The organism is Marinobacter sp. DUT-1, assembly GCF_050379415.1.
GTDB lineage: Bacteria > Pseudomonadota > Gammaproteobacteria > Pseudomonadales > Oleiphilaceae > Marinobacter.
The window spans coordinates 58,172-71,188 of sequence record NZ_JBNRLS010000002.1; the positions used below are offsets into that span (position 1 = coordinate 58,172).

Here is a 13,017-nt window from a genome sequence, read left to right on the forward strand (position 1 = left end):
GGCAGTTCCAAAACCGTGCGGAGCCATGGATGGCGGAGCCGAGCGTACAGGGACGTATTCACAGCGTGTTTTGGAACTGCCTTCCTGCCCGTGCCGCTCCACCGATCCAAGACAGCAGGAGAACCAAAAGCCATGACGGTTGAAGCAAACAAAGAGACTTTGGGGTTTCAGACAGAAGTTAAGCAGCTGCTTAACCTGATGATCCACTCTCTGTATTCGAACAAAGAGATCTTCCTTCGTGAGTTGATTTCGAACGCTTCGGACGCCGAGGACAAACTGCGCTTTGCAGCCCTGAAAGACGACAAACTTTTCGAGGGCGATTCCGAGCTGAAAATCCGCCTGGATTACGACAAGGACGCGGGTACTGTCACCCTTACCGATAACGGTATCGGCATGAGCCGGGATGATGTGATCTCCAACCTGGGCACCATCGCCAAGTCCGGTACCGCCGAGTTCCTGAAGCAACTGTCCGGTGATGAGAAGAAGGACAGCAAGCTGATCGGCCAGTTTGGTGTCGGTTTCTACTCCGCGTTCATCGTGGCGGACAAGGTGGACGTGTTCACCCGTCGTGCCGGCGCGCCTGCCGAAGAAGGCGTGCATTGGGAGTCCAAGGGCGACGGCGAGTTCTCCATCGAGCAGGTGAACCGCGAGCAGCGTGGCACCCAAATCGTTCTGCACCTGAAATCCGACGCCAGGGAGTTTGCCGACGGCTGGAAACTGCGCAGCCTGGTGAAAAAATACTCCGACCACATCTCCTTCCCGGTGGTAATGAAGTCCGAGTCCGAGGAAGAGGACAAGAAGGGCGAGGACGAGACCGTAAACGATGCCACCGCCCTGTGGACCCTGCCGCGTACGGAGATCAAGGACGAGGAATACAAGGAGTTCTACAAGCACATTGCCCACGACTTCGAGGATCCGCTGACCTGGTCCCACAACAAGGTCGAGGGCAAGCTGGATTACACCAGCCTGCTGTATATCCCCAAGCGGGCACCGTTTGACCTGTACAACCGGGAAGCGCCCCGTGGCCTGAAGCTGTACGTACAGCGCGTGTTCATCATGGACGACGCCGAGCAGTTCCTGCCTCTGTATCTGCGCTTCACCAAGGGTGTGATCGATTCCAACGATCTGTCCCTGAACGTCTCCCGGGAGATCCTGCAGAACGATAGCACCGTGGATAGCATCCGCACAGCCATGACCAAACGGGTACTGGATATGCTGTCCAAGCTGGCCAAGAAGCAGCCGGAGGACTACCAGGCGTTCTGGAATGAGTTCGGTACCGTTCTGAAAGAAGGCCCGGCCGAGGACTTCAGCAACCGCGAGAAAATTGCCGGGCTGTTGCGCTTTGCCTCCACCCATACCGGTGAAGCTGCGCAGAACGTCTCTCTCGATGAGTACATCGAGCGGATGAAGGACGGCCAGAAGAAGATCTTCTACATCACCGGTGACAACTTTGCCGCCGCCAAGAGCAGCCCCCACCTGGAAGTATTCAGGAAGAAAGGCATCGAGGTGCTGATCCTGTCCGACCGTATCGACGAGTGGATGATGGGCTACCTCAGCGAGTACGACGGCAAGCAGTTCCAGGACGTTGCCCGCGGTGACCTGGACCTGGGCGAGGTCGAGACCGAAGAGGACAAGAAACACAAGGAAGAGGCCGCCGAGGAGCACAAGGACCTGGTGGAGCGCATCAAGAAGGCGCTGGACGACCGGGTTCAGGAAGTGCGCGTGACCAACCGCCTGACCGATTCTCCCGCGTGCCTGGTGGTCGGTGAGTTCGACATGGGGGCCCAGATGAAGAAGATCATGGAAGCCGCGGGCCAGAAAGTGCCGGAGAGCAAACCGATCTTCGAAATCAACGTCGACCACCCGCTGGTCCAGCGCCTGGAAACCGAGAAGGGCGAAGAGCGCTTCAGCGAACTCTCCGCCGTCCTGTTCGACCAGGCCACCCTGGCCAGCGGCGAGCAGCTGAAGGATCCCGGCGCCTATGTGAGCCGGCTGAACCGGCTGTTGCTGGAGTTGGCTAACTGAGAGGGAAGGCCGTGAACATGGGGTCAGAAGAAGGCTTTCTTCAGACCCCTGACTTTCGCCCAACATCGGCGGCCAGCACCGGGGTCAGATGAACGCTTTCATCTGACCCCTTTTTCATCAAATTGGGGTCAGAAGAAGGCTTCCTTCAGACCCCGCCCCCCGCCTGCACCATCCATAAACAAAAACTCTCAAAAGTTTATCTTTTATTAATTATCCCTCTCTCCACCCCCGCGCTAAGGTGAAATCGTTCTCGTTAACGCAGGAGCAGTCCGATGTCATCCGAGAAGAGTCTTCCTTCCGTAGCATGGTCAGGCGCTCTCGCTATTCTGACGGACTATTTCGGGAACTACGCCATCGCCCAATAGGGCTACAGGCAAGGATTCGAGACGGGCTGCCGGCGTAACGGGAAAGGCTATAGGAGCCCGCTATCAAAGCAGTAGGAAACATTCAAGCAGCGCAATTTGAATGAACTATATTGAGTGTTGCTTCCATCACAAAACGTTTGTTTGCCAATGCAGCACAAACAGGAGAGTACGATGACTGAGAATAATACCGGCGGTAAATGCCCGGTCATGCACGGGTCTAACACTCAGGAGCAGGGAGATGTCACAGCCTGGTGGCCGGAATCCCTGAATCTCGACATTCTGCATCAGCACGACCGCAAGACAAATCCGATGGGCGAGGATTTCGACTATCGGGAAGAGGTCAAAAAGCTCGACTACGAAGCCCTTGAAAAGGACATGCATGAGCTGATGACCAACAGCCAGGATTGGTGGCCGGCGGACTGGGGCCACTATGGCGGCCTGATGATCCGTATGGCCTGGCACGCTGCGGGCACCTACCGTATCGCCGATGGCCGTGGTGGCGGTGGTACCGGTAACCAGCGTTTTGCTCCGATCAACTCCTGGCCCGATAACGGCAACCTGGATAAGGCCCGCCGTCTGTTGTGGCCGATCAAGAAAAAATATGGCAACAAAGTGAGCTGGGCCGACCTCTTTATCCTGGCCGGCAACATTGCCTATGAATCCATGGGCTTCAAGACCTTCGGCTTCTCCTTCGGCCGTGAGGATATCTGGCACCCGGAGAAAGACACTTATTGGGGAGCGGAGAAAGAGTGGTTGGCGCCGTCCGATAGCCGCTATGAAGACGTCGCAAAGCCGGACACCATGGAAAACCCGCTTGCTGCGGTACAGATGGGTCTGATCTATGTGAACCCGGAGGGTGTCAACGGCAATCCTGACCCAATCAAGACCGGCGAGCAGGTGCGCGAAACCTTCGCCCGTATGGCCATGAACGATGAGGAAACCGCTGCCCTGACAGCCGGTGGTCACACTGTGGGTAAGGCCCACGGTAACGGCGATGCCGATGCACTTGGACCAGAGCCGGAAGGTGCTGACGTTGAAACCCAGGGCTTTGGCTGGATGAACCCCAACATGCAGGGTAAGGCCACCAATGCCGTTACCTCGGGTATCGAAGGTGCCTGGACCGCCAACCCGACCCAGTTTGACATGGGCTACTTTGACCTGCTGTTCGGCTACGAGTGGCAACTGACCAAGAGCCCGGCTGGCGCAAACCAGTGGGAGCCGGTGGACATCAAGGAAGACCACATGCCGGTGGATCCCACCGATCCTTCGGTCCGCCGCAAGCCGATGATGACCGATGCTGATATGGCCATGAAGATGGACCCGAAGTACCGGGCTATCTGCGAGAAGTTCATGGCGGATCCCGAGTACTTCAAGGACTGTTTCGCCCGCGCCTGGTTCAAGCTGACTCACCGGGATATGGGTCCGAAGTCCCGTTACATTGGTCCGGACGTACCGGCTGAAGATCTGATCTGGCAGGATCCGGTGCCGCAGGGTGAGACCAACTACATCGAAGAGGCGGTCAAGGAAAAGATTGAAGAGGCCGGTCTGAGCCTCAACGAGCTGGTCTGCACCGCCTGGGATAGCGCCCGTACCTTCAGGGGCTCTGACATGCGCGGTGGTGCCAACGGTGCACGTATCCGCCTGGCTCCTCAGAAGGACTGGGAAGGCAACGAGCCCGACCGGTTGGCCAAGGTGCTGAAGGTCTACGAGCAAATCTCTGCTGACACCGGCGCCAGTATCGCGGACGTTATCGTGCTCGGTGGTAACCTGGGCGTGGAGAAAGCCGCGAAAGCTGCCGGTTACGACGTACACGTACCCTTCCTGAAGGGCCGTGGTGACGCGACCGATGAGATGACCGATGCCGAATCCTTCGAGCCGCTGGAGCCGCTGGCTGATGGCTTCCGCAACTGGCAGAAGAAGGATTACGTGGTCAAGCCGGAAGAGATGCTTCTGGACCGAGCCCAGCTGATGGGCCTGACCGCGCCGGAAATGACCGTCCTGATCGGTGGCATGCGGGTGCTGGGTACCAACTACGGTGGCACCCGGCACGGCGTGTTCACGGACCGCGTTGGCCAGCTGACCAACGACTTCTTCGTGAACCTCACCGACATGGCGAACCGCTGGGAGCCCACTGGCAAAAACTCGTACAACATCGTGGATCGCAAGAGCGGCAACACCAGGTTCACCGCGACCCGTGTTGATCTCGTGTTCGGCTCCAACTCCATCCTGCGTTCCTACGCGGAGGTGTACGCCCAGGACGACAACCAGGAGAAGTTCGTGAAGGACTTCGTTGCCGCCTGGACCAAGGTCATGAACAACGACCGCTTCGACGTGAAGAAATAACCCGTCAGTAACCGGCCGGGCATCCTGTTTCGGGATGCCCGGCTACCAACTTTCCGCCAAATTCCTTACAATCCGCTCCGCCTGATTTTTGATCAGTCGCCACCTGATTTTCTTTTCTCAGCCGCTGGAGCCTCCATGCGAATCATCCTTGCCCCGATGGAAGGGCTGGTCGATGCACCCATCCGTGAAACCCTGACCAAAGTCGGTGGCATTGACCGGTGCGTGACCGAATTCATTCGCGTGACCCACGGCATGCTTCCTCCCCGGATTTTCTACAAATACGCACCGGAACTGCATCGTGCCTGCGAGACCGAGGTGGGTACGCCAGTGGCTGTGCAGCTGCTCGGATCAGACCCCGAACAGATGGGCCGCCACGGCCTGAAAGCGGCCGAGCTGGGTGCGACCCAGGTGGACATCAACTTCGGCTGCCCGGCCAAGACCGTGAACAAGCACAAGGGCGGTTGCGTGCTGATGCGTGAGCCGGAACTGATGCACGAAATCACCGCCGCCGTGCGCAACGCTGTGCCTGTCGAAATCCCGGTGACCGCCAAAATGCGCCTGGGCTATGACGATCGTTCCATGGGCGTGGCCTGTGGTCAGGCCCTTGAAGCCGCCGGCGCCTCCGAGATCGTGATTCACGCCCGCAGCAAAGTGGACGGATACAAGCCGCCTGCCTACTGGGAGGAGATTGCCCGGGTGCGGGAAGCGGTCAAAGCCCACGTGATTGCCAACGGCGAGGTCTGGACCGTCGAGGACTACTGGCGCTGCCGGAAGGTGTCTGGCTGCGAGGATGTGATGATCGGCCGGGGCCTGATTGCCCGTCCGGATCTGGCCGCTCAGATCAAGGCCTCCCAGCGCGGTGAATCCTTCACACCAATGACGTGGCTGGAGGCTGTGGCACTGGTTCGGGAATATTCCGCCGCGCTACAGACCCGGCTCGAAGACAGATACGTTACCGGCCGCATCAAGCAATGGCTGAACTTTTTGCGTCAGGGCTTTGCCGAGGCGGAGTACCTGTGGCCACAGGCCCGCAAGATCCGCGACGTAGCCCCGATGCTCGCCTGCCTGGAGCAGGGGGTGCCCACTGATGCCCTGAAAGAGCGGGCAGCCTGACAGCGTCGTTTCTCTACCGTTGGTTCCCGAAAGCCCCTTCCGAGGGGCTTTTTGCGTCACTGGGGGACGTTTGCGGGTCTACACTGGTACGAACAGGCAGTGTGACCGTACAAACACAGACCAATAACAAAGAACGGAGAAGGAGGCACCATCTCATGAGTAACGGATTAGTCAGGCGGACCCTGGTGGGCATCGTCGCAAGTGCCGGTCTGTTCGCGGCGGGTGCCGGGCTGGCCCAGGAAGACGGGCAGGTGAAGGTAACGCCGCTTGGAAGTCATGACGGCGAATTCTGTGTAGTGGACCGCGCCATGGTGTTCGAGGATCCCAATGGCACCCGAATTCTCTATGACGCCGGTCGCACCGTGGCCGGAGCCGACGATCCACGGCTCGGTGACATCGATGTGGTGCTGGTGTCGCACATGCACGGTGACCATGTGGGCGATCGCCGCATCGAGGCGGTGAACCGGGGCGCGTGCGGCTCGCCGGAGTTTCCGGTAGTCACCCTGCCGCAATCCAACACCGTGGATATCGCGGTCGCGAAGCAGGCCACGATTGTCACCGGCAGCGAAATGCCGGCGTTCTTTGCCGCCAAGCTCGAAGCTGCCGGCGCGGACAAATCAAAATCGCAGCTGGTCCGTTTCGGGGCCAGCAAACAAGTGGGTGGGGTGAAGATCACGACCGTGCCTGCGGTGCACAGCAACGGCGTGTCGGCGTCCTTCCTGACCGGGCCGCTGGCGGAATACCTGAAAGCCGCCGGCGTGTCCGCGAACGTCGGTCCGCCCACCGGTTATGTGCTGACCTTCTCCAACGGTTTGGTGGTGTATTTGTCCGGTGATACCGGCATTACTGCCGAGCAGAAACTGGTGGTTGCTGACCATTACGGCGCCGAACTGGTGGTCATGAACATCGGTGATACCTACACCACCGGCCCGACCGAGGCGGCCTACGTCATCAACGACCTGATCAAACCCCGCGCGGTGATTCCGTCCCATGCCAATGAACCGGCCACCGAAGGCGGCAAGGTGAAAGAGGGCACCCGCACGGCAATCTTCCGCGATGCCGTGAACGTGCCCGTCCATATTCCCCTCAGCGGCCGCACCATGGCATTCAATGGCAGCGGCAAATGCGTGGATATCTGCGATTAGGCGTCAGTCTTCATTCTCCAACTCCGGGGAATAGTCCCCGGAACGAGCCAGGCCATTGAGCCTGGCCCGTTTGTGCAGGGCAGCCTGGGCTTTGTCTGCATTAGCCAGGTCACCGGCCCAGGCATGCTGCGCCGGCTCTTGCAGGGCGCGCCCGTACGAGAAGCTCAACTCCCAGGGATGGTAGCCCATGCTGTTGATGGCATTGAGATTGACGGTGGCCTCCGCCGGCGTCTGGCCACCTGACAGGAAGAAGATTCCCGGCACTGCCGCGGGTACCGCGCGCCGGAAAATCATCAGTGTGTGTTCCGCCACCTGTTCCGGGCTGGCGGAAGGCGATTCCTTGCCCGGGGTGACCATGCTGGGCTTCAGTACCATGGTTTCCAGATCCACATGGTGCCGGTACAGCGCCTTGAATACTTCCCGGAGTACCGCTTCGCTGACTTCCCCGGCCCGCTCAATGCTGTGGTGGCCGTCGATCAGTACTTCCGGCTCGACAATCGGCACAATGCCCATCGACTGGCACACCGCCGCGTACCGGGCCAGCACCTCGGCGTTGGCCTTGATCGCCTGGCGTGAGGGCAGGGTGTCGGAGATGTGGAACACATCCCGCCATTTGGCGAAGCGGGCACCCAGCTTCTTGTATTCCTCCAGGCGGGATTCCAGGCCATCCAGGCCATAGGTGATCTCGTCTCCGGGTGCATTGACCAGCGGGCCCTTGCCCTTGTCCACCTTGATGCCCGGAACGATGCCCTGACTGGCCAGCAGCTTGGGCATGGCTACATCCTCAAGGCTCAGCTGCTCCAGGGTTTCCTCGTACAGGATGACGCCGCTGATGTATTTGCCCAGGTCGGGGGTGGAGAAGATGATGCTCCGGTACTCCCGGCGCTTTGCTTCCGTGGATTCCACGCCAACCGCCTTGAAACGCTTGGCGATAGTGGGGGTGCTCTCATCCGCGGCCAGGATGCCTTTGCCGGGCTGGACCAGGTCCGCGATGGTTGCGGTCAACTCTTCCTGAATGCTCATTGGGTTCTCCTTTACCGGCAAAACCGGTGTCCTTTGGGATGTTTCGGGTAATTGTAGACCCTGTACGACTTGCGCAAATTTGACCTACGCTAAGACATACCGAATCCGTCTGGATTAGGCTAATTACAAGACCGACAGGAAGGATGGAAGACCGCTATGAAAACGGTTGTGAGTGTAAGCCAGGGATCGTCCGACTACGACTACGAGCTGGAAACGGAATTCCTGGGACAGGCGTTCCGGATTATCCGCATCGGCACGGATGGCGACATTGAAAAGGCCGAATCCGTTCTGGAGTCGGTGCACCCGCAGGCGGACGCCATCGGCCTGAGCATGATTCACGACCACTACCAAGTAGGGCGGGAACAGCTGGAGCACCCGGAGACCGCCAGGCTGGAAGCCTGTGTACCGGACAAGCCGGTCACCACCGGCGCCGGCCTGCGTGGTATTCTGCAGGAGTGGGCCATTCGCCACACCCAGACCGAGCTGGGCCATTTCTTCGATAACGCCCGCGTGCTTTTCCTGAACGGGCAGGCCGGTTACCGGATCGCCAAATCCCTCTCCGAACATACCGAGAACCTGCAGTTCGCCGACCCCTACCTCGATTTCGGGGTGCCCCGGGTACTGACTTCCCTGGGCCAACTCGAGACCTACACCCGGCTCACCGCGCCGCTGATGTTCCGGCCGATGGCGGTCAAAGCCATCAACGCGCTGCACCAGAGCCCGTTGTACCGGTTGGGAGAGAATCTGGTGGCCGGTTCCCTGCACAGTGCAGTCCGTGACTCCCATGTGATCGTGGGTGCGATCGGTGACCTTGAAAGCTTTACCGAGAAGGAGCTGGACGGCAAAACCGTCATCACTTCAAGGGTAACCGATGCGGTACTGGACTGGATGCGTTCCCGGCGCGTGGCGATGGTGGTGGACTACAGCCCGTGGCTGGAAGGACGGCCCATCGGCGTGAATGTGATGGAGGCGATGATCAGCGCCGCCCTGTCACGCACGCCGGAACAACTGGGCGCGGATGATTTCCTGGACGTCATCCAGAGCCTGGGTATCGAGCCCCGGATCCTGTACCCGAACGGCTACCGGCGGGTAAACCGGTTTGCCTTCGTGATTCATCCGCTGTCCCAGCAGTACCTGACCAAGACTCCGCCGCTGGACTGGGTGGCCAGTGTGTCGCCGCCGAAAGTGATGGACCTGGTGGAGAAGGCCATTGCCTACACGCCACCTTTCATCTATTCGAAAGTTTCCGGCATCCGATCACCCACCGGCGATGAAGTGGAGGGTTGGCTTATCACCGTCGGCGGTACCCCCCGGGAGATCATGGCCCATGGCCCGGAATTTACCTATAGCCGGTTGCTGGCGGCCGCCAAGCTGGCGAAGAAACTGGGCGCCCAGATCATGGGGCTCGGCGCTTTCACCAAGGTGGTGGGGGATGCGGGCATCACCGTGGCCAAACGGGCGCCGCTACCGATCACCACCGGCAACAGCTACAGTGCCTCAGGAGCCCTCTGGGCCGCCCATGATGCGGCGAAGAAAATCGGCCGTGTCCACGTTGGCGGAAGCGGCAAGATGGCCGGCAAAGCCATGGTGGTGGGTGCGACCGGAGCTATTGGCTCGGTCTGCGCCCGGTTGCTGGCCAAAGCGGTGGATGAGATCTACCTGGTGGCCCCGGAGGCCGCGAAACTGCTTGCCCTCAAGGAAAGTATCGAACTGGAAACTCCGGGCGCGGTGGTTCACGTGGCCGCCACCACAAACCGGGACCTGGCGGATATGGACATGATCGTGACCGCCACCTCGGGCGCGGGCAAGCGCATCCTGGATATCATGAAAGTGAAGCCCGGTTGCGTGATCACCGACGTTGCCCGGCCCCTGGATATTCCTGCGGAAGACGTGGCCAAACGCCCGGATGTGCTGGTGATCGAATCCGGGGAAATCCAGCTGCCGGGGAACCCGAAGATGAAAGATATCGGGCTGCCGAAAGGCATCGCCTATGCCTGCCTGGCGGAGACCATCGTTCTGGCCCTGGAAGGGCGCTTCGAGAACTTCACCCTGGGCCGTAACATCGAGTGGGAGAAGGTGCGGGAAATCTACAAACTCGGCCTGAAGCACGGCATGGAGCTTGCCTCGATTTCGGGCGTGAACGGGGTCTTCACTGAAGAAGATTTCGAGCGGGTGCGGACTCTGGCAGCCGAAGCAACAGAGCCCGCGTGAGCGGGCTCCGGACTCAGCCGATACCGTGGGCGCGGAAGTGCTCCACGTAGGCCTTATCCACCTTCAGAATGTGGTGGGTGAGCCAGTCCTTTAACAGTTCCAGGGTTTCCTCACCGGCCGAATCGCCGTTTTCATGGCGATCAATCAGGCTCATGATCTGGCCGGTGAACTTGTTGTGCTCGGCCTTGTGCGCATCCGTTTCCGGGTACCCCAGGCGCAGGAACAGGTCCTCCTCCACAATGAAGTGGTTCATGGTGTAATCCATGAGAGATTCCAGAATCTCGCTGGTTTTCCCCTGATCCGCGCCTCCGTCGAGTGCGTCATACAACTGGTTGGTCAATTCCACCAGCCACTTGTGTTGCTCATCAATCTCTCCGATTCCGACTTCAAGCTCTTTACTCCATGGCCAGAATGTCATCGGTATCTCCCCTGTATTCCTGTTTATAGTTATGTCTTCAGGGACATCCTATGAACAGGCATTCATCGGGATATTGACTGACGTCAAGGAAGACAGGGGAGTCTGTCCCGAACAGTCATCAGGATTGGAAGATTTGCAATATCCGGATAGCGCAAGTGCTCAGGCCGCCGCCACCCGAGAGGCCTCACGAGCCAGCAGGGTCTGCTTGCGTTCCACACCCCAGCGGTAACCACTCAGGTTGCCGTCGCTGCGCACCACGCGATGGCAGGGGATGACGACCGCGAGCCGGTTGGCAGCGCAGGCACCGGCGACCGCCCGTACCGCTTTCGGGCTTCCGACTTTTGCAGCGAGTTCTGCGTAACTGACCGTTTGGCCAGCCGGAATAGAGCGGAGCGCTTCCCAGACCCGTTGCTGGAAATCGGTACCCTCAATGGAAAGGGGCAGGTCGAGGCGTGATTGCGGCGCGTCGATAAAGCGGATCAGCTTGGGCAAAAGGCCACCCAGGTTGTCGGTGACTTGCTGCAGCGTGGCATCCGGGAAGCGGGATTGCAGTGCGGAACGCAGCGAATCGGGGTCATCGCCCAACTCGATGGTGCAAAGGCCCTTGTCGTCGGCTCCGGCAAGGACCCAGCCCAGGCTGCAGCGCTCAATGGCGTAACGGATCATGGGGGCACCTCCTTTCAATCAGGTGGAAGGATCCAGTACCCCAGCGTACCGCACGCCACTCAGGAGTGCCATATCCCGGTTCCAGGTGGAAAGGTCGTCAATGGAGAGCTTGCCCAGGCTGTCGTGACCACAGGCCCGTGCCATCACCTGCATCAGCGAGACTGAGCCCTGCAGGAAGTTCTTCAGCTGATGGGCGGACTTATCCACATCCAGGCGCTGGCGCAGATCCTTGTTCTGGGTGGCGATGCCGGCCGGGCAGTTGTTGGTGTTGCAGATGCGCGCGGCGACACAACCGATGGACTGCATGGCGCTGTTGGCGATGGCAATACCGTCTGCGCCCAGAGCCAGTGCCTTCAAAAAATCCATCGGCACACGCAGGCCCCCGGTCACAATCAGCGTGACCCGCCCGCTGGCACCGTGGTTGTCCAGATAGCGACGGGCCCGGGCAAGGGCAGGGATGGTAGGCACGCTGATGTGGTCCCGGAAAATCTCCGGTGCCGCGCCAGTGCCACCGCCCCGGCCATCCAGGATGATGTAGTCGGCGCCAGCGTCCAGGGCAAACTGGATATCCCGTTCAATATGGTTGGCACTGAGCTTGAAACCCACCGGAATACCGCCGGTGATCTCCCGGACCCGACCGGCGAAATCCCGGAAATCCGCCACCGAACCCAGATCCTCGAACGTAGGGGGAGACACCGCCGGTTCACCCTCGGGGATGCCCCGCACCTCGGAAATCCGGCCGGTGTTCTTGTTGCCGGGCAGATGGCCGCCGATGCCGGTCTTGGCCCCCTGGCCACCCTTGAAGTGGAAACTCTGGACCTTCCTGAGCAGGTCCTCTTCATAGCCGAATTTGGCACTGGCCAGCTCGTAGAAGTAGCGGGAGTTCTCCTGTTGCTCCTCCGGCAACATGCCGCCTTCGCCGGAACAGATGCCGGTGCCTGCCAGTTCCGCACCCCGGGCCAGGGCAATCTTGGCTTCCTCGGACAAGGCACCAAAGCTCATGTCCGAAACCAGCAGAGGCATGCTCAATGTCAGCGGCTTCTTTGCTTCCGGACCCACCACCAGCTCGGTAGCGACATCTGCGTCTTCCATCAGCGGCTTGCTGGCCATCTGGGCGACCATGATCTGCAGGTCATCCCAGTGGGGGAGAGTGTGCCGCGGAACACCCATGGCGGTGACCGGCCCGTGGTTACCCATGCTGTCCAGGCCTTCCCGGGCCAGCTGGTGGATGAATTCCACCGTGGGTTCCTCTTTGGTTGCCTTGGCCTTCGGGGCCTTGTCCTGATTGCCCGAGTCGCCGGACTCCTCTGAATCATCGGAGCTTTCCGGCGCTTCCTTGCCCACCAAGTCATCACTGAACTGCTGGTGAGTACCATCGCAGTAAGGGGGATTGCCGGTTTGCTTGCACTGGCACAGCACCGCCTCTTCGTTGTCTTCCGCCACGAAACGCCGGGGCGTGATGCCGGTCCCGGCGTGGGAGCCATCGCAGAACGGCTGGTTATCGGAGCGCCCGCAGGCGCAGAAGAAATACTCCTCGCCCTTCTCCAGCTTGACCTTGGTGGGCTTGTTGTCGGCAATGACTGGCTTTCCCATGGTACAGGCTCCTGAACCGTTGAGTGAGTTGAGGATACGGAGGTGTACGTTGTCCGAACGATGATCGGACCAGTGCACGGGAAAGTGTGGCTGAAGTGGATGAATCCCGCCAATG

9 protein-coding genes are annotated in these 13,017 nt (G+C 59.9%); 5 read left to right on the plus strand and 4 right to left on the minus strand.

The genetic code is table 11. From position 1 onward, the window contains the following. The first annotated feature begins 132 nt into the window (after nt 1–132). The 4 genes from htpG to ACQUTG_RS05895 all read left to right on the plus strand — a co-directional run bounded on the left by htpG (nt 133) and on the right by ACQUTG_RS05895 (nt 6,991). Nucleotides 133–2,025 carry a molecular chaperone HtpG gene (gene htpG, locus ACQUTG_RS05880; RefSeq protein WP_428918515.1) on the plus strand — a complete coding sequence of 631 codons (1,893 nt, stop codon included), beginning with the start codon at nt 133–135 and terminating at the stop codon, nt 2,023–2,025. A gap of 536 nt (nt 2,026–2,561) precedes the next feature. After that, nucleotides 2,562–4,733, plus strand: a complete 2,172-nt coding sequence (gene katG, locus ACQUTG_RS05885) for a catalase/peroxidase HPI (protein WP_428918516.1) — start codon at nt 2,562–2,564, stop codon at nt 4,731–4,733. Nucleotides 4,734–4,868: 135 nt separating this feature from the next. Then, the gene (locus ACQUTG_RS05890) at nt 4,869–5,846 is read left to right on the plus strand and encodes a tRNA dihydrouridine synthase (protein ID WP_428918517.1); all 978 of its coding nucleotides are present in this window, start codon (nt 4,869–4,871) and stop codon (nt 5,844–5,846) included. Nucleotides 5,847–6,001: 155 nt separating this feature from the next. Then, on the plus strand, nt 6,002–6,991 hold the full coding sequence (locus ACQUTG_RS05895) for an MBL fold metallo-hydrolase (protein WP_428918518.1): 990 nt from the start codon (nt 6,002–6,004) through the stop codon (nt 6,989–6,991). 3 nt (nt 6,992–6,994) lie between these two features. Here the strand turns inward: ACQUTG_RS05895 and ACQUTG_RS05900 are convergent, their stop codons facing one another. Further along, nucleotides 6,995–8,014, minus strand: coding sequence for a class I fructose-bisphosphate aldolase (locus tag ACQUTG_RS05900; RefSeq protein ID WP_428918519.1), 1,020 nt, complete (start codon nt 8,012–8,014; stop codon nt 6,995–6,997). Nucleotides 8,015–8,170: 156 nt separating this feature from the next. Between ACQUTG_RS05900 and ACQUTG_RS05905 the strand changes: the two genes are divergently transcribed. Further along, nucleotides 8,171–10,225, plus strand: coding sequence for a dehydrogenase (locus ACQUTG_RS05905; protein WP_428918520.1), 2,055 nt, complete (start codon nt 8,171–8,173; stop codon nt 10,223–10,225). Nucleotides 10,226–10,238: 13 nt separating this feature from the next. Here ACQUTG_RS05905 and ACQUTG_RS05910 read toward each other — a convergent pair whose 3' ends face one another. The 3 genes from ACQUTG_RS05910 to ACQUTG_RS05920 form a co-directional block, all read right to left on the minus strand. Then, nucleotides 10,239–10,643 carry a bacteriohemerythrin gene (locus ACQUTG_RS05910; RefSeq protein WP_428918521.1) on the minus strand — a complete coding sequence of 135 codons (405 nt, stop codon included), beginning with the start codon at nt 10,641–10,643 and terminating at the stop codon, nt 10,239–10,241. A gap of 159 nt (nt 10,644–10,802) precedes the next feature. Beyond that, complete coding sequence (locus tag ACQUTG_RS05915; RefSeq protein ID WP_428918522.1) at nt 10,803–11,309, minus strand: methylated-DNA--[protein]-cysteine S-methyltransferase; 507 nt, start codon at nt 11,307–11,309, stop codon at nt 10,803–10,805. A gap of 18 nt (nt 11,310–11,327) precedes the next feature. After that, on the minus strand, nt 11,328–12,902 hold the full coding sequence (locus ACQUTG_RS05920; protein WP_428918523.1) for a glutamate synthase-related protein: 1,575 nt from the start codon (nt 12,900–12,902) through the stop codon (nt 11,328–11,330). Between the last annotated feature and the right edge of the window lie 115 nt (nt 12,903–13,017).